The organism is Massilia sp. TSP1-1-2 (assembly GCF_049896185.1).
GTDB lineage: Bacteria > Pseudomonadota > Gammaproteobacteria > Burkholderiales > Burkholderiaceae_D > Telluria_A.
This window is the reverse complement of record NZ_JAFCTU010000001.1, coordinates 36,796-57,658: the sequence shown is the minus strand read 5'-3', so window position 1 is coordinate 57,658 and position 20,863 is coordinate 36,796. Positions and strand designations below refer to the sequence as shown.

Sequence of the window (20,863 nt, the reverse complement as noted above, 5' to 3'; positions counted from 1 at the left end):
GCCGAGGCTGCGGATAGTAAACTAAGCACAACAGCGCTGCACAAGCAGCGCCGTACCAATTTCGGCAACATTAAACTTTCCTAGGGGACAGAACACGACAAGGTAACGATAGTATGTCAGGCTGTGTCCGCACGGATCATGTTTCCAGGAAAAATTTCCGGATGGCGATCTTGAGAGTAATTAACGTACAAAAAAACGACGCTGGCGAGGTGCGGATCTGGCATGCACGGCCAGTGTGTCTGTTCCGAAACTTCCCGATGGATGGGTTTGTCCGAGGGTGTGCTGATTCAAGCGGCGAGCACGCCGCAGCCCTTACGCGCAGCACTTACTCGCAGCGACGAGACAAGCGAGCGACGAGACATGCAAGCGATGGGATCAAGCGCCGAACCCGTGTCAACTGACCTCAAAAAATTCCTGGCGGCGGCGCAACGCTGCCATTGCCTGACGCCATCTCTTGCGCGCCGGTTCAGCCTGAAGTGCCGCAGTGCGCAGTGCGGTTACTTGGGTGCAAAACGCACCAAATCGTAAATCGTCTCGAGGTCGGCATGCTGCGCAGGCCAGGCAGTGCGATAGCGAATATTTGTCCAAGTCAGCATGCCGCGTCGGACAGTGCAGGCGCTAGTGTCATAAATTGAAATCTCGTTACATATAAATGCTCCGAAGTCGCCGATAGACAAGGAACAAAAGCGGGACAAAGCCGAAGCTGTGCGAGCATTATCGCGAGATTTTCAGGATATTTACCTAATGGACTTGCAGACACTAGCTCGTATTTTTCGAGGCTGGCATACGGCGCACGCAAGCGCAGCGCACTCGCTCTTATTTATCAAGGTCGACGTGCTGTACACGTCAGTGCGACGCGCTGGCCATATTTATCAAGGTCGGCATGCTGCGCAAGCCAGTGCAGCCGATACCAATTATTGAGGTCGGTATGCTGCGCGCCAGCGCAGCGCTCAAGCTCATATGTGTCGAGGTCCGCATGTGGCGCATGCCAGGCAGCGCCCCGCTCAGATTTTTCGAGGTCGTGCTGCTCACATTCGTCCAGGTCTGCATGTTGCGTACGCCAATGCAGCGCGCTAAGGTCGAAGTTGTCGAGGTCGCATGCTGCGTACGCCAGTGCGGCGCACTGACTCACCTTTGTTGAGGTCGGCATGCTGCGCACGCCAGTGCAGCGCGCTTAGCTCGAAATTTTCGAGGTCACATGCTGCGCACGCCAGTGCAGCGCAATGACTCACCTTTGTCGAGGTAGTCGTGCTTCGCACGCCAGTGCAGCGCACTGACTTACCTTTGTCGCGGCCGGCATGCTGCGCACGCTCGTGCAGCGCGCTAAGCTCGAAATTGTCGAGGTCGCATGTTGCGCACGCGACCCCCGGCTCACCTTTGTCGAGGTGGACATGCTGGGCACGCCTGTGCAGGGCGCTTTCGCTGATAATTGTCGGCATTGGCATGTTGCGCAAGCCAACGCAACGCGCCAGTTGTCGATTGTCGAGTCCGCGTATTGCCCAGGCCAACGCAGCGCTCGATTGATCATTGTGATCCTGCCTGCTGCGCACGCCAGAGCCAGGACTATCGTGAATGCTGGATCGGCCTGCGGACCAACGGCCTACAGGCCCACGAACGGGCAGCAGGGTCCTCTACCGCAGCGCAAAAGGCGCGCTCGCCCCGATTCGATAACGTCACGCATCGACTAGCCGGTTTCACTGTCCGGCTTGAACTACCAGCTTGCGCCAGGCACGAGCAGCGCAGCCCCGCGCCAGCAGGTAGCGGTGACGCCGGCCAACGCGACAATGACGTTACGCGAAGCGCCGCAATCGGGACAGGGCAGCGCCGGACCGTGCAACGGATGGCCCTGCAGAGCGCTCCGCCCCACATGCCGGTACCGGCTCAGTCTGAACTGACGATCTGGGCCGCGTCGGCTCGCAGCCGCAACACTGCCTCGGCCGCTTTTTTCCCCGCTAAGAATGCATGATCGGAATTGTAATACTCCCACTCGCTATAGCGTCCAGCCAACACGATATCGTAGCGCGCGAGCCAGTCCTTTACCGTGGCCACATTGGCTGCGCGCGCCTGGTCGTAAATGACGTAGGCATAAGGCATATCTACCAGGTTGGCCGTCAGCATGCGGTCGTCCGGTTGCAGCATCCCGACCTTGACGCAGTCAGCAATGCAGCGCTCAATCAGCGCCTGTCCGTCCAGCGGCAAGGGTTTCCACGGCGAATAGGAAATCTCGCAGGTCAGCCCAAAGCCGCCCGGAGGATTACAGTGCGGGCTGGCGTTCCCTTGCACGAAGATGCGGTGAAAAATGGTGTCTTCGGGATAGTAGATCCAATGCTTGTCCGTGAGATTTTCGCGCCCTACCCCCAGGTTCACGCAGCGAACGGATATGTGCCGCAGCCCGTTGGCCGCCGCACGCACCTCTTCCGGCGCCTCGGCCCCAATCAGCTTGATCAGTTCAGGCAAGGGCATCGTACTGACCAGGTGATCGTAGCGGTAGCGGCTTCCGTCTGCCATCACCAGCACGTGTTCGCGCGGCAGCAACTGGGCCGCCGACGCGTTCATTTCGATGCGACCCTTGATATGGGGTAAGAAGCCCGACATCAGCGCCTGGAAGCCACCGGTAAGCGGATAGCCGAAGCGCGCATTCGGCCCCAGGGGTTTACCCACTGATTCGAGCGCGCCTTCGATGATGTCTTCCAGGTCGGGGAGCGGCACACGCCCGCCCAGCCAAGATGTTTCCATTTCGGACAGGGGCACCGTCCACAATTTCTTGTTGTAAGGAATGGCGAAATGCTTCGCAATGCCGCTGCCCCACACCTTGTAGATGAATTCCTCGAAGTTCTGCATCTCGCGCTTGCGGGGAGCAAAGCTGGCCGTATTGGCGACCTCTGCCGTACCATCGGCACAGCAATCGTCCAGCGGTTTGACGGCACACTGCGCAGTGTTGTCGGCGCCGGCCATGCTGCCGAAGCGGGCCTCGATCGCACCCACGATACATTCGGTGATGACCTTCGGCGGTAGCCCGTACAGTGCGCCCTGGAACGGGTAACGCGTATAGACCTGCTTGCTGTAGACCCAGGCTTCGCGGTTTTGCCAGTGCAGGTTCGGCCCCAGCAGCAATTCGTACATCTGCAGCACGTAGGGGTCATTCGAGAACATGATGTGCCCGGCGTAGTCGAACGTGAAGCCATGGTCGTCGATCGAGCGGCACCAGCCCCCCACGCTGGCATTTTTCTCCAGCAGTAACGCGCCCTTGCCCAGGTGGTAGGCGGCCGACAGCCCCGTGGGGCCCGCGCCAATGATGACGCTGTGCACCTTTTGCGCCCCGCTTTGTGAACGCAGCGGGTTGACCTTGCCGCCGCTGTCGGCGCCGACACCTGCGCTTTTGGGCGGCGCGAATCGCGGTGCGCCGCAGCGTACCGGCGCGGCGGCTATGAGCAAGCGCATCGCGTCGGCAGTAATGTCCCACGACGTCGCCGCCACGGTCGCGCGCATCTGCGCGAGCATCGCCACATGCGCGTCGGCGCCCATGTCCAGCGCTGCTTCACACGCAGCGATAAAGCCGGGCTCATCGCTGGCGATGGCAACGATGTGTCCGTACGGCTGTGCGACATCGGTGATCGCTGTGCTGACGATGGGCAATTCGGCAGCCATATATTCCAGCACCTTGGTCGGGCTGATAAAACGCGTCGCATCGTTCAAAGCGAACGGCAGCAGGCAGACGTCCCACCCGGCCAGGAAGGCAGGCAATTCCTCATAGGTGCGTTGGCCGAAGTAATGAATGTTGGGGCGCTGCGGCAAGCTTGCCGGATTGATCTTGAGCACCGGCCCGACCAGCACCACCTGCCAGTCGGGGTGGGCGTCGGCCAGCTCGGCGATCAAGGCGCAGTCGAAACGTTCGTCGATGACGCCGTAAAACCCCAACCGCGGCCGGGCCAGCGCGTGCTGCTCAGGATGGCTGCCGCCCCGCTCAAGCGCCCGTTCGAAGTGGCGCACATCAACGCTGCTGGGAAAGCAATGGACATTGGCATGCCGTTCGCGCTTGGCCTGGTACAGGCTCGGCCCGCCCGCAAAGACCAGGTCGGCCAGGTTCAGCAACGCTGACTCGCGCTGCAACAATTGCTTGGGCGAGTTCTTGAAGGCCGCCAGTTCGTCCATGCAGTCGTAAACCACCAGGCTCGGGTCGAGTTCCTGCAGCAGCGGCAGCGCCATGGGCGTGTAGAACCAGGCAATGGGGCGCTCGCCGGGCGGCAACAGTGTGCCGAGCAAGGGACGCAGCAGCGGAATCTGGTCGTCGTGAAAGCCGCTTGCGTGCAAAGGGGTGTGGGGACGGCAGACGGTCACGTTGGGAGCTGGATGGGACTGTTCTATGAAACTGTCGCCGCCATCGTGGACCGGCTCCTCGATGAAGAGGATGCGGTAGTGCAGTGCCAGCCGCGAGAGTAGCTGTTGCGGGCGCTGGTAGACGAAATCCCAGCGCAAGTGGCAGAAAACGATGATGGTTGGCATGTTGGCTCCTTGTCGCCCGTGCCGGGCGTGTCGTTGACAAAATAGTTGGTCGTGCTACAGCCTGCCGGCACATTGTCCCGGGCGCGCTGCCCCGGGACAGTTCGTCGCAGGCGTGGTGGTGGTGGCGGCTAGATCATCCCCGGGTGGCCTTCTTCTTCCTCCTTGGCGTCGTTGCGTGTTGCAGCGCAGATCATCTCGAGCGGCACCTTGGGCGTGCGGTCAGCGCGCAACAGGCCGTTCGCCTCCTGGAACGTGTCGCTGAACTGGGTGTAGCAAAAGCCGCTGAACATGGTCGTCGTGTTGACCACGGCCAGCAGGCGCCGGTACAGGTCGATAAAGCTGTCGGCATCGTGCGCGCGCGAATAGCCCCAGGTTTTCTTGCCCCCCACGGGCGCGCCCTGGTCGAAGGCGATACCGCCGAATTCGGTCAGCACGATCGGCTGTCCGCGGTGCGGAAAGCCGTCCAGGGTCAGAATGCGCCCCCCGGGACGGCGCTGGTCGAACAGCGTGCGGGTGGGCTCGGTCGTGGTGTAGCGCGCCGCGATTTTTTCAGGATTGCAATCGTAGTCGTGGATGCCGAGGATGTCAGTGGCCGACGCCTCCCAGCCATCATTGCCGATCACGGGCCGGGTGGCGTCGAGCATGCGCGTCAGGTGATACAGCGCTTCGACCGCGTTGCGGTGCGCCTGGGTCAGCGTCAGATTGGGCACGCCCCACGATTCGTTGAAGGCAACCCAGACGATGATGCATGGATGACTGTAGTCGCGTTCGATCGCCTCGGTCCACTCGCGCACCATGCGCGTGATGGCCTTGGGACTGAAGCGGTAGGCCGACGGCATTTCCTCCCACACCAGCAGGCCGAGCCGGTCGGCCCAGTACAGGTAACGCGGGTCTTCAATTTTCTGGTGCTTGCGCACCCCGTTAAAGCCCATCGCCTTGGCCAGTTCGACGTCGCGCTTGAGGGCGGCGTCGGACGGTGCGGTCATCAAGGTGTCGGGCCAGTAACCTTGGTCAAGCACCAGACGCAAGGCGTAGGCGCGTCCGTTGAGCATGAACCGGTCGCGGTTGATCGCCACCGAGCGCAGCGCGGTGTACGAATGGACCGTGTCGAGCACCACACCCTCGTGATGCAGCGTGATTTCGGCGTCAAGCAGCGTGGGCCGCTCGGGGCTCCACAGCAGTTCGTTGCGCGAGTCGTCGATGCCGGGGTCGGACAGGGCAATCTTGCGGTTCGCTTCGTGTCCCAGCAGTTTGTAATGGTCGTCGGCCAGCAGGTTGTCGCCATGCCAGATTTTTACTTCGACAAACAGGTCCTCGATAATGTCGCCGGTAGCGACAATCTCGCAGCCGATTTCGTACGTTTCAAAGATAGGGGTCCAGCGCAAGCTCTGGATGTAGGTCGATGCTACCTGCTCGAGCCACACGCTTTGCCAGATCCCCGTGGTGCGCGGATACCAGATCGAGTGCGGCTCGAGCAACCAGTCTTGCTTGCCGCGCGGCTTGGCAAGGTCGTGCGGGTCGTCCTCGGCGCAGACCGTCACCACTTGCTTGCCGTCTGCCTTGAGCGCACAGCTGATGTTGGCCGCAAACGGTGTATGTCCGCCCTCGTGCTCGGCCACCAGGCATTGGTTGACCCAGACCCGCGCGCGATAGTCGACGGCGCCGAAATGCAGGATCGTGTGGCCGGCAGTGGGCAGGCACTCGAACTCCCGTTCGTACCAGCAAACCGTATGAAAGCCCGTGTCGCCGATGCCGCTGGCGCTCGCTTCGGGCGGGAAAGGCACCTCGATCGTGTCGGTCCATTCGGTCGCGCCATTCGGAAACCTGAAGCGCCGCTCGTCGTCGAACACGAATTTCCAGGGACCGTTCAGGCTCACCCAATGGTCACGCACGAGCTGCGGGCGCGGATACTCAAAATCACTCATTGTTGTCCTCGCTGCGGGAAAGCACCGGAATCAGCAGGCTGCCCTGCATGCCGCCAGCATTGAAGCGCGCCAGCGCGGCGGCGCCAGCGCGCGCGGCTGCCCCTTTGCGGCACAGCGCCACGCAGGCGCCGCCAAAACCGGCGCCGGTCAGGCGCGCGCCGTAGACATCGGGCTGTACGCGCAAATAATCGGTCAGATAGTCGAGCGCGGGAATCGACACTTCATAGTCGTCGCGCAGGCTGGCGTGCGATTCGTTCATCAGCTCACCGAAACGGCGCGCGCCGACTCCGCCGACCGCTTCGAGCACCCGCGCGTTTTCGCGCACCACGTGACGCGCGCGCTGGCGCAGCGGCGCCGGCAGCGCCTCGACGCTGTCCGGGTCGGCCACGTCGCGCAGCGTCGGCACGCCCAGCCGGCGCGCCGCCTCGTCGCATTCCGCGCGCCGCTCGTTGTACTTGCTTGCCGCCAAGCTGCGCGGGACACCGGAGTCGACAACGATCATTTCGCTGTCGGTGGGAATCTCGCACAGCTGGTAGCTTAGCGTGCGCGCGTCGATGAACAGCATGTGGCCGGTGTCGGCCAGGCTGGCGGCCATTTGGTCCATGATGCCGCAATTGACCTTGGCATACGCAATCTCCGCCCGTTGCGCCATGCGCGCCAGCGCCACATCGTCGAATGGCAGCGCGAGCAGCGTGCGCAGCGCGCGCAGCATGGCCACTTCCAGCGCCGCGCTCGAGGACAGCCCGGCACCGACCGGCAGCGCGGTGCTGACATACACGCGCAGCGGCGGCACGCTGAAACCTTCGGCCTCGACCATGCGGATGCAACCTTCGATATAGCTGGCAAAGCCGGGCGGCGCCGCCTCGGCCGGGGCGAAGCGCACGCTTGCATCAAGCGTGGCCGAATACAGATTGAAATGGCCGTCGCGGCTGGCCGCCAGCGCCACTTCGGTGCGCTGGGGCGTGGCCACCGGCAGCATGTAGCCGTCGTTGTAGTCGGTATGCTCGCCGAGCAGGTTGACGCGCCCGGGCGCGGACTCATGGACCTGTGGCGCACCGCCGAAAAACCGTTCCATCGACAGCGCGCTCATGATGCTTGCACCTGCACAGCACCTGTCACGTCGAACAGCACCTTTACCTGCTGCAATGCCAAGGCAGTCGTTTCGGGCAGCACATCCATGGCGAACATGCCCGCTCCCAGTTCGGTACCGGCCAGGAACTTAAGGCGCTCGCGCGTGCGAAAGGGCGGATAAAACTGCGCATGCAGCTGGGTTTCCGGGTGCGCGGCGCCGTCGGTGGGCGCCTGGTACCAGGCCATCAGGTAGGGAAAGGGGCGGTCCCACAGATGTTCGTATTTGAGCAGCACGGTCTTGAGGGCGCGCGCCAGGTCGCTACGCTGCGCCATTGTCAGGGCGGCGAAGTCGCGCGTGGGTGCGCGCGGCATCACCCAGACCTCGAACGGGTAGCGCGCGCAAGCGGGCACGAAGGCGATCGCATGCTCGCCCACGTACAGCACGCGCTCGCCGCTGGCCGCCTCATCGCGCGCCATGTCGCACAGCAGGCTGCTGGCGTGTTTGTCGTAATAGTCGCGCTCTTGTGCCAGCATGCGCGCCGGCACCGGCGGCACCACGGGATAGGCGTAAATCTGGCCGTGCGGATGGTGCAAGGTAACGCCAACCTCGGCGCCGCGGTTTTCAAACGGCAGCACGTATGCGATGCCGGGCAAGGCGCCCAGCCGCACGCTGCGCTCACCCCACACCTGCAGCAGCAGGTCGATGCGCGAGAGCGGCAGCGCGCCCAGCGACGAGAGCGCATCCTGGGTGAAAACGACTACTTCGCAATGCCCGTGCCCCGGCGCGGTTGGCACCGTCAGCGCCGGCGCCGCGCTCGCGTTCAGCGCAAGCGAAGGGAAACGGTTGTCGAAGACGGCAATCTCGTAGTCGCCGGCCGGCATTTCCGTGGGATGGTCCGCGTCGCGCATGGGCGCGAGCGGGTTGTACTCCGGTGGCGGCTGGTACGTGCGGTTCTGGCGGTATGCCGCGTACGTGACCCATTCGCCGCGCAGCGGATGCCAGCGCAGGTGCGGATCGGCATGTTGCGGCTCCGGGAAGGGACTAGGCGCACTCAGGCCGGGCGAAATGGGCCGGTTGCTGTACAAGGTCATGTTGCGCCCGTCGGGCTTGATCAGGTCGAGGCTGTGCATAAATCATCTATCCAGCATTAACGTTGCCAGCGCGAACAACAGGTGCAGTCGCGTCAAAGGGAGGGATGCTATCACGCGGTTTTCAGCCCGATTTCGGGCCTTTTGGGCAGTCAATTTCTTGCCGAAAAGAGCTTGTGACCGCCGGTAAATGCGCGACGACATCGTCCTTTTTCTCCCATAGCGGGGAGGTAAGGGAGGCAGCGGTTTCACTGTAATCAAGGTTACATAATGTAGGCGCCCACCTACAGAAAAAAGAGGCGTTCTTACTGGAGGATCGCGGCAGACGGGTCGCCGCAGCGCGCGCCTGACGGCTGTGCGAGCCGGTTATTGATGGCAGGCCGTAGCATAGCTCGGCCGGGCACATCGCTTGACGCGTGATGGCCCGACACTGGCGGATGGAAATTTTTGATGGGCGCCGTTGACGACAACGCCCCGTGTCAAGCTGAGCCCCGATTTCCGGGAGCGCAGCAGGGCGCCGAGCCCCGCAGGGTGGTCCTACTTGGCCAGTTCGGCCATGGCCGCCGTGTACATCTGCAAATTTAGCAGCAACTGTTCGGTGCTGATGAATTCGTGCTCGGAGTGCCCTGAATACACCTTGCCCGGCATGCCGGGACCGAAGCTGACGGCATGCGGAAACAGGCGGGCATTGGTAGATCCCCCTACCGCCACGGCTTGCACATGCTTGACTCCGGTATAGTAGGAAAACACCGACAGCAGGGTGGGCACCTGCGGCGCATCGTCCTGGATCCACGGATCGCTCAGCTGTATTTTGATCTCGTCCAGCGCTACATGCCGCTTCTGCCACGCGTCGAGCGCCGCCCGCACTTCCGACTCGAGTTGCGCGCCGCTCTTGCCGCGCGGCCGCCGCAGGTTGATGCTCAACTGCAAACCGTCGCCTGCCTGCTTGATCACCGTGGGCGCAAACGTCATCGGCCCCATGAAGGCGTCGCGATAAGCGATCGTGCCAAAACGTTCGCCGTAGATCCCGATGCCGATCATGTCGTTGAGGAAATTGACCAGCGCGCCCGCCTGGTTGTCGGGCCAATTCTGGACCTTGAGCGCGTCAGCGAGCATGCTGATTGCATTCACGCCATCTTCGGGCTTGGAGGAATGGGCCGAGACGCCGCGCGCCTTGATGCCCAGCTGCGTGCCGTGCCAGGCATAGCTGTAGCGCATCCCCTGCTGGCGCGCCGCGCGCGATCTGACCTGCGCTTCGAGCGCCGGCGTGGCATGCTCGATGGTCGCGCTCGCGTCCTCGGGAATCTGGCTGCCGAAAAAGCCGCCCGTAAACCCGCTGATAAAGGGAGCATCGGGAGCATTGGTCGGCCCCGGCCTGGCTGGCAGCGTCACGCTGACGGCGCCCCAGCCTTTCTCGGCGATGACGACCGGATACTCTGCATCGATGGTGATGTTCATTTGCGGCGGCACATGCGTCTTGAGAAACGCTTCAAGCGGCGCCCAGTCCGATTCCTCGGCCATGTAGACATACAGTTCGAGCCGTTTCGACAGGGCCAGTTTCTGGTCCTTGATCGCCTTCATCGCATACATGGCGGTGGCGATTGGTCCTTTGTCATCCTCGGTGCCGCGCCCGACCAGGCGTCCGGGTTCGCTGGTTCGGTCCAGCAGGAATGGCGACTGTTTCCATTTGGACGGATCGACCGGCTGCACGTCGCCGTGCGTGATAATGCCGACCCGCTCGCTCGACTGGCCCAGCCCGATGACCACCACGTAGCCGTAATCAACATAGTCCAGGCCCAGACGCGCCGCATGCTCCTTCAGATAGTGCTTGAAGCCCAGGTGCTGCGCATTGCGCTCGAATGGCACGTCCTTGTCGGCCACGGTGTTGAAACTGACCATCGCCGCCAGGCTGTCAATGACGGCGCCGCCATAAGCGCGCACGGCATGCCGGGCCGCCCCGATCGCGGCCGGGCCCGGCTTGTGGGGGGCCGCATTCGCGCCCTGGGCAAAACCGAGCAGCAAGCTGGCAACGGTGGCGCAAACGGTGATGTATTCACGCATGAATGGTCGCTTTGTCGAGTGTGTAATTTCTGACGGACAAGTCTAGCACCATTTGGCCTGGCTGCCGCGCGGTGCCGCGCCACCCCAGGCGCCCCCGGATAGCTGAACCTGCGTCAAGTGCCCGCGTCGAACCAAGCTCGGCGTGATTGATCGAACCACTTGACGCTGGCGGGCGCGCCGCTTCCGCGCGTCCGGGGGATTTCATGGCAAACAGAAAATTACTTTGCGTTGGCGATGAGCACGGCTGCTGCGCGCTGCTGCCCGACTGGGAGTTGCACGCCGCCGCCACCTTGGCCGAAGCTGCCCGGTTACTGCGCACCAACGTCGTTCTCACCGGCTTGCTGTTCCTGCCGCGCCAGGGTGGTGCGCCTGGCCTGGCCGCCATCGACCGTTTCCTGCGCCACCACTGGCAAGTGCAGTGGGTGGGCGTGGCTGACGCCGCCACGGTACGCCAAAGTGGCTTTTGCGAACTGGCCGCCGAGCACTTGTACGACTATCACACGCTGCCGCTCGATCCGCCGCGCCTGCGCCACATCCTTGGCCATGCGCATGGGTTGGCGCTGCTGCATTCTGCCGCGCCCGCGCCGCACGTCGGGCCCATGGCCCTGACCGGGGCCAGCGCCGCCATCACCCGCTTGCGTGTCCAGATCCGCAAGATCGCCGGGGCCGACGCCCCGGTGCTGATCTGGGGCGAAAGCGGCAGCGGCAAGGAACTGGCGGCCCAGGCCATCCACAGCGCATCGGCGCGCGCCGGTGCGCCGTTCGTGCCGATCAACTGCGGCGCCATTCCCGCCGCCCTGATCCAGTCCGAACTGTTCGGCCATGCGCGCGGCGCCTTTACCGGCGCCGCGCGCGACAAGGTCGGCCTGATCGAGTCGGCCGGCGGCGGCACTGTCTTCCTTGACGAAATCGCCGACCTGCCCAAAGACTTGCAATCGAACTTGCTGCGCTTTTTACAGGAAAAAACCATTTATCGTATCGGCTCGACCCGCTCGATCGCCATCGACGTGCGCGTGGTTGCCGCCTCGCACGTCAATCTGCAGCAGGCAGTGCTGGCCGGACAATTCCGCGAAGACCTGTATTACCGGCTCAACGTGCTGCCGCTGACGGTGCCCCCGCTGCGCGAGCGGCGCGACGACCTGGTCGCGCTGGCTGAACAGTTCTTCCATGCCTACGCGATCGACAAGCCGCCGCGCCTGAAGGGCTTCAGCGCGGCCGCCCGGCGCGCCCTGTGCGAGCACGATTGGCCCGGCAACGTGCGCGAACTGATCAATCGGGTACGGCGTGCGCTGGTGCTGGCCGAAGGACGCCTGATCGGTCCGCACGACCTCGGGCTGCCGGGGCCGCAGGCGGGCGTACCCGACGCGGTCCAGCTCGGCGACTCGCGCAGCCTGGCCGAACGCGCCGCCATTCTTGCCAGCCTCGAGCGTAGCGGTGGCAACGTGACACATGCTGCCCGCGAGCTGGCCATATCGCGCATGACGCTGTATCGCCAGATGGCCAAGCACGGCATCGCGCCCGACGCTCCATGACTGTCACAACCGTGCGACAAACGCCGGGACTGGCTGCCGCGTCCCCCGTCGCCCCGTACAGCAGGGTGCGCCACGCCGGCGGCCAAGTGCCCCTGTCGCACCAGCGTGACACTGTCCGACCGGTTTCAGGCGTAAGCGCGGGCACGGGCCCTGCACGCGCCGGAGAACAGCTTAAAAGCTCGTTTGCTTTCAACGACTTGGCGCCGGCGGCGCGGCCATGGCACCAACTTTGCACTAGGTACTGGGCCGGGCTGCGCAAGTCCGGTGCATTTCACCATACACATTTCACCAACAAAAAGGGGTTCTTCATGAAACAAACTATCCTGGCCGCAGCGATCGCCATGGCGTTCAGCATGAACGCGTTCGCCAATCCCGCCAATACCGCTACCAACCCGTCCGGCAGCAGCGGCGGCGAAATGAACCAGACCGCGACCACCAGCACCACGCAAGGAGGCGACGCGCCGCAGGCGAACGAACAATCGCTGGCGATGCAGGTGACCGACTCCGGCAACGACAAAAGCACGGGCAAGAACAACAGCGTTGGCGACGCCCTGGGCGCGGGCACGGGCGCGGCGGCAGCCAACAATGGCGCCACCGCAACGTCCAACTTTTCAAACGCTTTCAACACCACCACCGCCATCGCCAGCAGCTCGCTGGTGGGCACCGTGACGGGCAACGCGATCACCAATATCGGCAATACCGCCAACTTCGCCGGTAACAGCAATGGCGGGACCGGCACCGGCGGCGCCGGCGCCGCCGGCAGCGGCGGCAGCGCTTCAAGCGTGGGCGGCGCTGGCGCGGCGGCCAGCGGCGGCAATGGCGGCAACGGTGCGGCCGGCGCGGGCGGCTACGGCGGCGCCGGTGGCTTCGGCGGGGCCGGTGCGGGCGCATCTGGCGGCAGCGGCGGCAGCGGCGCGGCGGGCGGCACTGGCGCCAACGGCAGCGCGGCCAATGGCGCCGTGTTAGCTGGCAGCGCGCTCGGCGCTGACGGCGGCAACGGCGGCGTCGGCGGCAGCGGCGGGCTGGCGGCGGGCGGCAATGGCGGCGCCAGCGGCGCTGCGACCGGCGGCAACGGCGGCGGTGGCGGCGCGGCAGCGGGCGGTTATGGCGGTGCCGGCGGCGGAGGCGGCGCAGGCGGCCTGGCGCTGGGCTCGACCGCCGACTCGGCCAACAGCGGCACTGGCGGCGCGGGCGGCACGCCCGGCTCCGATCCGGCCGGCAGCAGCAGCGGCGGCGCGGCAACCACGGGTGACGCCAGCGCAACAGCTGGCGACACCACGGTCGGTGACGCCGGCGCAGGTGGCGCCGGGGCCATGGGCGGCACGGCCACGGCCGGCACCGGCGGCGCCGGCGCGGCGCCTGCCAGCACGGCAGGCAACGGCGCCAGCGCCACGGTGGGTGACGGCGGCGCAGGTGGCGCAGGTGCGGCTGGTGGCAGCGCCACCGGCGGCGCCGCTACCAACGGTTCGCCTACGGTCGGTGACGCCAGCGGCGGCACGGGCGGCATGGGCGGCGCAGGCGGCGGCGGCAACAGCGGCGGCGCTGGCGGCGCCGGCGGCCTGGGCGGCGGCGGCAATAGCGGCGGCGCCGGTGGCGCCGGCGGCCTGGGTGGCGGCGGCAATACCGGCGGCGCGGGCGGCGACGGCGGCACCAACACGGCTGGCGCGGGCACGGGCGGCAATGGCGCAGCCGGCACCGGCGGCAATGGCGGCAGTGCCACTGTCAATGCCGGCACCTTCGACATGTCGAACACCATGAGCAATGTTGGCCAGTCGGCCGCCGGCATCATGTCGGTGGTGCAGAACAATGGCTTCTCGTCGCTGATCCAGCAAAGCGTGAACGTGCAGTCCAACCTGACGCTGGGCCGCTAAGTCTTGGGCCGGTGTGCCTGCTGGCCCGGCGCACCGGCTTTTTCTACGCCAGCAAGGAGGAGCTTGATGCTATCGACCACCCATTTATGCGCAAGCAGCGCGCTGGCAACGCTGCTTGCGCTGACGCCACACGTGCAGGCAGCCCAAGCCAACGCGGCCGACGCGGCCAACGCGCAAGCGTCCCGTAGCGGCGCGCCGGCGGCTGCGGCGCCTCGTGCAGCGCCGGACTATGTACCCGGCTTCGGCCTTGCCGCCGCCCCCGCCCGGCTGGACAGTTCGCGCGGCGGCAGCGACGGCATGGCCACTAGCGCCAACCTGCGCGGCGCGGTCACGGGCAACCGCGCCAGCAACGTCGTCACCGGCGCCAACACAATCCAGGCCAGCTCGTTCGCGGGAGCGACCGGCATTCCCATCGTGATTCAAAACTCCGGTGCGAATGTGCTGATCCAGAACGCAACGATCATCAACCTGCAGTTCCGGCAATTAGGCAAAGCACGATGCGCGACATTGTGCGCGAATTGGTGGGCAAATCAATGAGATTCGTGATGCCAGCGATGCCGCCAGAGCTGCGGCGAAAACCCACGCGAACACCGCTGCGCCCCCTGATGCGACTGATCCTGCCGGGCGCGGCGTTATTGCTGAGCACGCCTGACAGCGCTTCGGCGCTGGAACTCGCCGTGTCCGGCGCGCGCTTCAACGTACCGGCCAGCAGCCTGAAGGAGATTCGTTTCCGCAGCACGCTGCGCCAGCAATACGATTTCAGTTGCGGGTCGGCCGCACTGGCCACGCTGCTGACCCACCATTACGGGCAAGCCGTCAGCGAAGCGCAAGTGTTCGAGGCCATGTATTTGCGGGGGGACCAGGACAAAATTCGCAAAGAAGGTTTTTCCATGCTCGACATGCAGCGCTTCCTTGCCTCGCGCGGACTGCGCGCGGACGGCTTCCAGCTGCCGCTGCAAAAACTTGTGGACGCCGGATTGCCCGCCATCGTGCTCGTCTCTGACAAGGGCTACAGCCATTTCGTGGTCGTCAAGGGCGTGGCCGACGGGCGCGTATTGCTGGGCGACCCCGCAAGCGGCGCCCGTGCGCTGACGCGCACCGCGTTCGAAGCCATCTGGACCAGCAAGCTGCTGTTTGTCGTGCACGGCTACCGGGACGCGCCGAGCTTCAATATTCCGGCCGACTGGCGCGCCGCGCCGGCTGCCCCGCTGGCCGCCGTGGTCGGGCGCGAATCACCGGCGATACTGCCCTTGCCCAAGCTCGGGCCGGGCGACTTTTGACAGGAGCGGCCATGCATATTATGTTCACCTTCATCTCGCGCGCTTGCGCGGCCTGCCTGCTGGCGGTTACGGCCGCGGCCCAGGCCGCGCCCGCCGGCTGGATCGCGGTCGACAGCGCCACGCTTGAGCGCTCGCGCGGCGGTTTTATCACGGCCGGCGGACTGACCGTCTCGCTTGGTATCGAACGCCTAGTATCGATCAACGGCAGCGTGGTTTCGCGCACTAGTTTCCACATTGCCGACATCGGCAGGCTCGACGCCGAACAGGCGCGTCAAACCGGCGCTACCCTGTCCGCAATCAAACTGATCCAGAACGGCGGTGACAACATGATGCTGGCCGGGCTTTCCAACGACACGCTGTCCGGCATGGTCATCCAGAACACCCTGAACGACCAGCGGATCGACAGCAAGACCATCATCAACGCGTCCGTCAACAGCATCGGTTTATTAAAGACAATCAATTTCAACGGCAACGTCAGTGAGGCGATCGCGCAAGCAGTCGTTCCCCGCTGACCGGAGGAAGCATGCGATCCATTTTCGTTCACGGCGTGCGCGGCGCTGGCCTCGCCGCCATCCTGTGCAGCCCCATGGCACATGGCCAGGGGCCAGCCGTCGCAGCCGGCGTACAGGCTCAGCTTGCGGACCTGCAGCGCCAGCTGGCCGAGCAGCGACTGCTCATCGACGCCCTTGCGCGCGAACTCGCCGAGGCCCGTCGCGTGTCTGCGCCTGAAGCCCCTCCTCTTGCCGCACGCTCACAAGTTGCGCCTTCACCAGTTGCGCCTTCACCTGTTCTACCTTCACCAGTTCTACCTTCACCAGTTCTACCTTCACCAGTTGGGCCTTCACGAGTCCCACGCCCGCTTGCCGTCAGCCCGCTTGCCGCGAGCCCACTTTCCGCGAGTCCACTTTCCGCCAGCCCGCTTTCCGCCAGCCCGCTTGTCGCCAGCCCGATCCTCGCCAGCCCGCTTGCCCCCGCATCCCTCAACGCGCCAGTCCTGACAGCAGTGCAACTCGACGCCAAACGCGGCACCGGCAACGCCGCCCTTTCCGAGCCCTCTGGCAGCCTCGCCGACGTTCCCGCCACTGCGCCCGCAGGCGTCTCCACGACCACGCCTGCAACGGCCGCCGACGGGCGCGCGGTACGGCCAGCGGCTGCGACTGGCACGACGCCCAACGCCGGTGCCCAGGACAGCGCGCGCGCGTCCCCTGACGCCGCCACTGCGCCAAGGCGGCCTGCGCCCCGCACCGGCTATGCGGCGGTGGACGCGGCAGCCGCGCCCACCGCGCCCGCTCCCACCGCGCCCGCTCCCACCACGCCTGCACCCACCACGCCTGCATCCAGCCCGGTCGGCAAGCCGCCGGCCAGCCGCGGCCGCCCGCCGGAAGTCGCGCCGCTATTTGAGCAACCCGGCGTACTGCCCCCCACCGGCAAGTTCATCTTCGAGCCGGCAGTGCAGTTTGGCTATTCCTCGAGCAACCGGGTGGCGCTGGTTGGCTACACCATCATTCCCGCCTTGCTGATCGGCCTGGTCGACGTGCGCGAAGTCAAGCGCAATACCACCACCGCCATTCTCAGTGGACGACTAGGCCTGACCAACCGCCTGGAAATCGATGCCAAGATTCCCTATGTCTACCGCTCCGACGCCACCGTGAGCCGCGAAATTTTTACCGGCACCGCCGTTGAAAACGTGTTCGGCACCAGTGGCAAAGGGATCGGCGACGCGGAAGTAGGCATGCGTTATCAACTCAACAGCGGCGGCCCGGACAGCGCCTATTATGTGGGTTCGCTGCGCTTCAAATCGCGTACCGGGCGCGACCCGTTCAGCGTCATCACCGATTGCGTCCAGCGCTGCATCGGCCCAAATGCCAGCGGCACCGGTCTGCCGCTCGACTTGCCGACAGGCTCGGGCTTTTTTTCCATCCAGCCTGGCCTGACATGGCTGTTCCCATCCGATCCGGCCGTGTTTTTCGGCAGCGTCAGCTACTTGCACAACTTCAAGCGCAGCGACGTCAGCCGCACCGTACTGGGAGGCGAACGCGAGTTCCTGGGCGAAATCAAACCGGGCGATATTGTCGGCTTCAATTTTGGCATGGGACTGGGCCTGAATGAAAAGGCGTCCTTCAGCCTCGGCTACGATCACAGTTCGATCGGGCGCACCCGGCAAAACGGCATCGTTTCTCCCGGCGCCGTGCGCACCCAGCTCGGCACCCTGCTGCTGGGCTTTTCCTACCGCATCAACGACACGCGCAGCCTGAACGTGGCGGTCGGCGCCGGCCTCACGCGCGACACGCCCGACGTCACGCTGACGGTGCGCATGCCCACCACGTTTTGACGCCGTCCACCAATCTCGCTAACATGGACGGCATTGACATGATCCGGGTTTGCCATGCATCCAGTCCCCCTCGTCCACACCACGCGCGGCTATCCCGCATCGGGCTTATCGGGCCTATCGGGCTTATCGGACTTGTCAGACATCTCAGGCTTATCCGGTTTATCGGACATATCGGCGTTATCGGGCGCGCCGGACGCGCGGGACACCTTTAGCGCACACGGTTACCTGGTCGAAAACATCCACATGGGTTCGGTTGCCGTGGTCGACACCGACGGCAAGTTGCTCTGGTACGCTGGCGATCCAAGCGCCCTGACCTTCACCCGCTCCGCGCTCAAGCCTTTTCAGGCGCTTCCCTTCGTGCTGGCCGACGGTCCCGCGCGCTTCGGCATGAACAGCGCCGAACTGGCGCTGCTGTGCGCCAGCCATTCCGGCGAGCCATCGCACCTGGCCGGCGTCCAGGCGATTCTCGCCAAAATCGGCCTCGATGAAAACCACCTCGAGTGCGGTTGCGGCACGCCGCTCTACTACGACACGGTGGGCGAGGCCCCGCCCCCGTATGCGTGGCGCCCCCTGCACCACAATTGTTCCGGCAAGCACAGCGGCTTTTTGGCTTGGTGCCGTCTGCATGACGTGCCTGGCCGCGACTATGTCGATCCAGCCCACGCACTGCAACAAGAAATCCGTCGGACGCTGGCGGTCACGGTCAACATGCCGGCCTCGAGCATGCCGACCGGCCTTGACGGCTGTTCGGCGCCCAATTACGCGTTGCCGCTGGACCGCCTGGCTCACCTGTTCGCGCGTCTTGGCAGCGGCGCCGCCGACCGGCAGCATGGCGCGGCGATGGGGGATTTGTTCGACGCCATGACCGCCCATCCGCACATGGTGTCGGGCGCGCAGCGCTGCGACTACGCTTATATGCAGGCGGGCGCCGGCGATTGGGTCAGCAAGGTTGGGGCCGATGGCGTGCAGACGATCGGCATCCGTTCCGCCGGCTTGGGCATCGCCGTCAAGATCGCCGACGGCGCCGCGCGCGCACTGCACACCGCGACCTTCAGTGTCCTGGACCAGCTCGGCTTACTGGACAATGCGCGGCGCGCCATGCTCGAACAGTATCGCCAGCCCCCGTTGAAAAATGCGCGGGGACTCACCGTAGGCGACATCCGCTCCGTGCTGACGCTGCGCCGTCCCGGCTGAAGCGCCGCCGGCAACCCGGCTCAAGCGCTAGGCTCAAGCGCTCGGCTCGGGCGCTCGTCTCAAGCGCTTGTCTCAATTTTTTACTCGGTCGACAACACCAACGTTTCCTTGATTTCCTCCATCACCACATAGCTTTTCGACTGCGCCGCTCCCGGCAGTTCGAGCAGCATGTCGCCCAGCAACTTGCGATACTCGGCCATCTCGTGAATGCGCGCCTTGATCAGGTAATCGAAATCGCCCGACACCAGGTGGCATTCCTGCACCTCAGGTATGCGCAGCACTTCGCGCCGGAACTGTTCAAAAGCCGAGGCCGATTTTTGGTTCAGTGTAATTTCAACGAACACCAGCAGCTTGGCGCCCAGCGCCGCCGGATCGACCCGCGCGTAATACCCGCTGATGACCCCGTCGCGTTCCATCCGCTTGACGCGCTCGATGCAGGGCGTCACCGACAAACCGACCCGCTCGCCCAGATCCTTCATGGAGATCCGCCCCTCTTGTTGCAGGATGCGCAAAATATGCCGGTCCAGCTTGTCCAGCATCCGGCTTGATTCTTTTTGAATTCGCATGAAAATCCACTAAATATAAGCGGTTATACGTGAACAAACACTAGGTGAATGGCCATAATATAGCGGAAGTTCTGGAAACACCACTATAAATCAATGGGAGCAGGCATGCGGGTCGTGATTCTGGGCAGCGGCGTTATCGGTGTGACCACGGCGTACTACCTGGCCAAGGCTGGCCATGAGGTGACGGTGATCGACCGCCAGAGCGCCCCCGCCATGGAAACCAGCTTTGCCAATGCGGGCCAGATTTCCCCCGGCTACGCTTCGCCGTGGGCAGCGCCCGGCATCCCGCTCAAAGCCATGAAATGGATGCTGCAGCGCCACGCGCCGCTGTCCATCACCCCGGACGGCACCACCTTCCAGCTCAAGTGGATGTGGGAAATGTTACGTAATTGCACCGCCGAGCGCTACGGCGTCAACAAGGAACGCATGGTGCGCCTGGCCGAGTACAGCCGCGACTGCTTCAAGGAATTGCGCGACCAGTCCGGCATTACGTACGAAAGCCGCCAGCGCGGCACCATGCAGCTGTTTCGTACCGAAGCGCAGTTTGCCAGCGCCGCCAAGGATATCAAGGTACTGCAGGATTCCGGCGTGCCCTATGAACTGCTCACGCGCGCGCAACTGGGCAGCGCCGAACCGGCGCTGGCCCATGCCGGCGCCAAGCTGGTCGGCGCGCTGCGCCTGCCGAACGACGAAACCGGCGACTGCCAGCTGTTCACCACGCGCCTGGCGGCCTTGGCCGAAGCGCTGGGCGTCACGTTCCGTTACAACGTCGCCATCGACCGCTTGCACGTGGCGGGCAACAGCATCGCCGGCGTGCAGTGCGGCGACGAGCGGATGGTGGCCGACGCCTACGTGGTCGCGCTCGGCGCTTATTCGACCGTGCTGCTCAAGTCCATCGTCGACATCCCGGTCTATCCGATGAAAGGCTACTCGATCACCGTGCCAATTACCGACGCCTCCAAGGCACCGGTGTCGACCATTCTTGACGAAACCTACAAGATCGCCGTCACCCGCTTCGAAGACCGCATTCGCGTCGGCGGCATGGCCGAAATTGCCGGCTTCGACCTGCGCCTGAACCCGCGCCGCCGCGCCACGCTGGAAATGGTCGTGGGCGACCTGTTCCCCGGCGCCGGCGACGTCGCGCAAGCATCGTTCTGGACCGGCTTGCGTCCCATGACCCCGGACGGCACGCCAATTGTCGGGCGCACGGCGCTGGGCAACTTGTTCCTCAACACCGGCCACGGCACGCTCGGCTGGACCATGTCCTGCGGTTCGGCGCAAATGCTGGCCGACCTGATGTCGGCCAAGCGCCCCGCGATCCCGTTCGACGACTTGGCGGTGGGCCGCTACGCCGGCCGTGGCGTGCGCACCGCGCTCGACCTCGCCAACGCCTGAGCAGCCGGGACGTCCAACCCGGACGACCAACCCGAACCACCAAC

15 protein-coding genes are annotated in these 20,863 nt (G+C 64.7%); 8 read left to right on the top strand and 7 right to left on the bottom strand.

Translation table 11 applies throughout. The features are described from left to right. Positions 1–823 precede the first annotated feature (823 nt). The 6 genes from ACP7BV_RS00235 to ACP7BV_RS00210 form a co-directional block, all read right to left on the bottom strand. Entirely contained in the window at positions 824–1,150 is a 327-nt protein-coding gene (locus tag ACP7BV_RS00235; protein ID WP_426100296.1) for a hypothetical protein, read from the bottom strand. 731 nt (positions 1,151–1,881) lie between these two features. Then, positions 1,882–4,503: an NAD(P)-binding protein gene (locus ACP7BV_RS00230; protein WP_426100294.1), complete on the bottom strand. Its 2,622-nt coding sequence runs from the start codon at positions 4,501–4,503 to the stop codon at positions 1,882–1,884. A gap of 128 nt (positions 4,504–4,631) precedes the next feature. Beyond that, the gene (locus tag ACP7BV_RS00225; protein ID WP_426100292.1) at positions 4,632–6,428 is read right to left on the bottom strand and encodes a glycoside hydrolase family 2 protein; all 1,797 of its coding nucleotides are present in this window, start codon (positions 6,426–6,428) and stop codon (positions 4,632–4,634) included. Then, the gene (galK, locus tag ACP7BV_RS00220) at positions 6,421–7,518 is read right to left on the bottom strand and encodes a galactokinase (RefSeq protein WP_426100290.1); all 1,098 of its coding nucleotides are present in this window, start codon (positions 7,516–7,518) and stop codon (positions 6,421–6,423) included. Before galK ends, ACP7BV_RS00225 begins: the two co-directional genes overlap by 8 nt. Then, positions 7,515–8,630, bottom strand: coding sequence for a galactose-1-phosphate uridylyltransferase (gene galT, locus ACP7BV_RS00215; protein WP_426100288.1), 1,116 nt, complete (start codon positions 8,628–8,630; stop codon positions 7,515–7,517). Before galT ends, galK begins: the two co-directional genes overlap by 4 nt. Positions 8,631–9,125: 495 nt before the next feature. After that, positions 9,126–10,649, bottom strand: a complete 1,524-nt coding sequence (locus ACP7BV_RS00210) for a dipeptidase (protein ID WP_426100287.1) — start codon at positions 10,647–10,649, stop codon at positions 9,126–9,128. A gap of 203 nt (positions 10,650–10,852) precedes the next feature. On the opposite strand from ACP7BV_RS00210, the gene ACP7BV_RS00205 reads away from it, so the two are divergent. From ACP7BV_RS00205 to ACP7BV_RS00175, 7 genes are all read left to right on the top strand, one after another. Next, positions 10,853–12,181: a sigma-54 interaction domain-containing protein gene (locus ACP7BV_RS00205; protein WP_426100285.1), complete on the top strand. Its 1,329-nt coding sequence runs from the start codon at positions 10,853–10,855 to the stop codon at positions 12,179–12,181. Positions 12,182–12,489: 308 nt separating this feature from the next. Beyond that, positions 12,490–14,052, top strand: coding sequence for a hypothetical protein (locus ACP7BV_RS00200; protein WP_426100283.1), 1,563 nt, complete (start codon positions 12,490–12,492; stop codon positions 14,050–14,052). Between the two features lie 66 nt (positions 14,053–14,118). Next, the gene (locus ACP7BV_RS00195; RefSeq protein ID WP_426100281.1) at positions 14,119–14,589 is read left to right on the top strand and encodes a hypothetical protein; all 471 of its coding nucleotides are present in this window, start codon (positions 14,119–14,121) and stop codon (positions 14,587–14,589) included. A gap of 68 nt (positions 14,590–14,657) precedes the next feature. Next, positions 14,658–15,332 (top strand): C39 family peptidase, encoded by a 675-nt coding sequence (locus ACP7BV_RS00190; protein WP_426100279.1) that lies wholly within the window; start codon positions 14,658–14,660, stop codon positions 15,330–15,332. An 11-nt stretch (positions 15,333–15,343) separates the two neighbouring features. Beyond that, complete coding sequence (locus tag ACP7BV_RS00185) at positions 15,344–15,844, top strand: hypothetical protein (RefSeq protein WP_426100277.1); 501 nt, start codon at positions 15,344–15,346, stop codon at positions 15,842–15,844. Between the two features lie 491 nt (positions 15,845–16,335). Then, a complete protein-coding gene (locus tag ACP7BV_RS00180; RefSeq protein ID WP_426100275.1) occupies positions 16,336–17,664 on the top strand; it encodes an acetate kinase in 1,329 nt (442 codons plus the stop codon). Positions 17,665–17,796: 132 nt separating this feature from the next. Continuing rightward, the gene (locus ACP7BV_RS00175) at positions 17,797–18,858 is read left to right on the top strand and encodes an asparaginase (RefSeq protein ID WP_426100273.1); all 1,062 of its coding nucleotides are present in this window, start codon (positions 17,797–17,799) and stop codon (positions 18,856–18,858) included. Between the two features lie 80 nt (positions 18,859–18,938). Here the strand turns inward: ACP7BV_RS00175 and ACP7BV_RS00170 are convergent, their stop codons facing one another. Continuing rightward, complete coding sequence (locus ACP7BV_RS00170; protein WP_426100271.1) at positions 18,939–19,424, bottom strand: Lrp/AsnC ligand binding domain-containing protein; 486 nt, start codon at positions 19,422–19,424, stop codon at positions 18,939–18,941. Between the two features lie 105 nt (positions 19,425–19,529). Between ACP7BV_RS00170 and ACP7BV_RS00165 the strand changes: the two genes are divergently transcribed. Next, positions 19,530–20,819: a D-amino acid dehydrogenase gene (locus ACP7BV_RS00165; protein WP_426100269.1), complete on the top strand. Its 1,290-nt coding sequence runs from the start codon at positions 19,530–19,532 to the stop codon at positions 20,817–20,819. The last annotated feature ends 44 nt before the right edge of the window (positions 20,820–20,863 follow it).

What these genes read in the sequence shown, in the direction of transcription:
- ACP7BV_RS00235 (WP_426100296.1), bottom strand. Translation starts at nt 1,150, where the DNA reads ATGCCGACCTCAACAAAGGTGAGTCAGTGCGCCGCACTGGCGTACGCA.
- ACP7BV_RS00230 (WP_426100294.1), bottom strand. Translation starts at nt 4,503, where the DNA reads ATGCCAACCATCATCGTTTTCTGCCACTTGCGCTGGGATTTCGTCTAC.
- ACP7BV_RS00225 (WP_426100292.1), bottom strand. Translation starts at nt 6,428, where the DNA reads ATGAGTGATTTTGAGTATCCGCGCCCGCAGCTCGTGCGTGACCATTGG.
- galK (WP_426100290.1), bottom strand. Translation starts at nt 7,518, where the DNA reads ATGAGCGCGCTGTCGATGGAACGGTTTTTCGGCGGTGCGCCACAGGTC.
- galT (WP_426100288.1), bottom strand. Translation starts at nt 8,630, where the DNA reads ATGCACAGCCTCGACCTGATCAAGCCCGACGGGCGCAACATGACCTTG.
- ACP7BV_RS00210 (WP_426100287.1), bottom strand. Translation starts at nt 10,649, where the DNA reads ATGCGTGAATACATCACCGTTTGCGCCACCGTTGCCAGCTTGCTGCTC.
- ACP7BV_RS00205 (WP_426100285.1), top strand. Translation starts at nt 10,853, where the DNA reads ATGGCAAACAGAAAATTACTTTGCGTTGGCGATGAGCACGGCTGCTGC.
- ACP7BV_RS00200 (WP_426100283.1), top strand. Translation starts at nt 12,490, where the DNA reads ATGAAACAAACTATCCTGGCCGCAGCGATCGCCATGGCGTTCAGCATG.
- ACP7BV_RS00195 (WP_426100281.1), top strand. Translation starts at nt 14,119, where the DNA reads ATGCTATCGACCACCCATTTATGCGCAAGCAGCGCGCTGGCAACGCTG.
- ACP7BV_RS00190 (WP_426100279.1), top strand. Translation starts at nt 14,658, where the DNA reads ATGCGACTGATCCTGCCGGGCGCGGCGTTATTGCTGAGCACGCCTGAC.
- ACP7BV_RS00185 (WP_426100277.1), top strand. Translation starts at nt 15,344, where the DNA reads ATGCATATTATGTTCACCTTCATCTCGCGCGCTTGCGCGGCCTGCCTG.
- ACP7BV_RS00170 (WP_426100271.1), bottom strand. Translation starts at nt 19,424, where the DNA reads ATGCGAATTCAAAAAGAATCAAGCCGGATGCTGGACAAGCTGGACCGG.
- ACP7BV_RS00165 (WP_426100269.1), top strand. Translation starts at nt 19,530, where the DNA reads ATGCGGGTCGTGATTCTGGGCAGCGGCGTTATCGGTGTGACCACGGCG.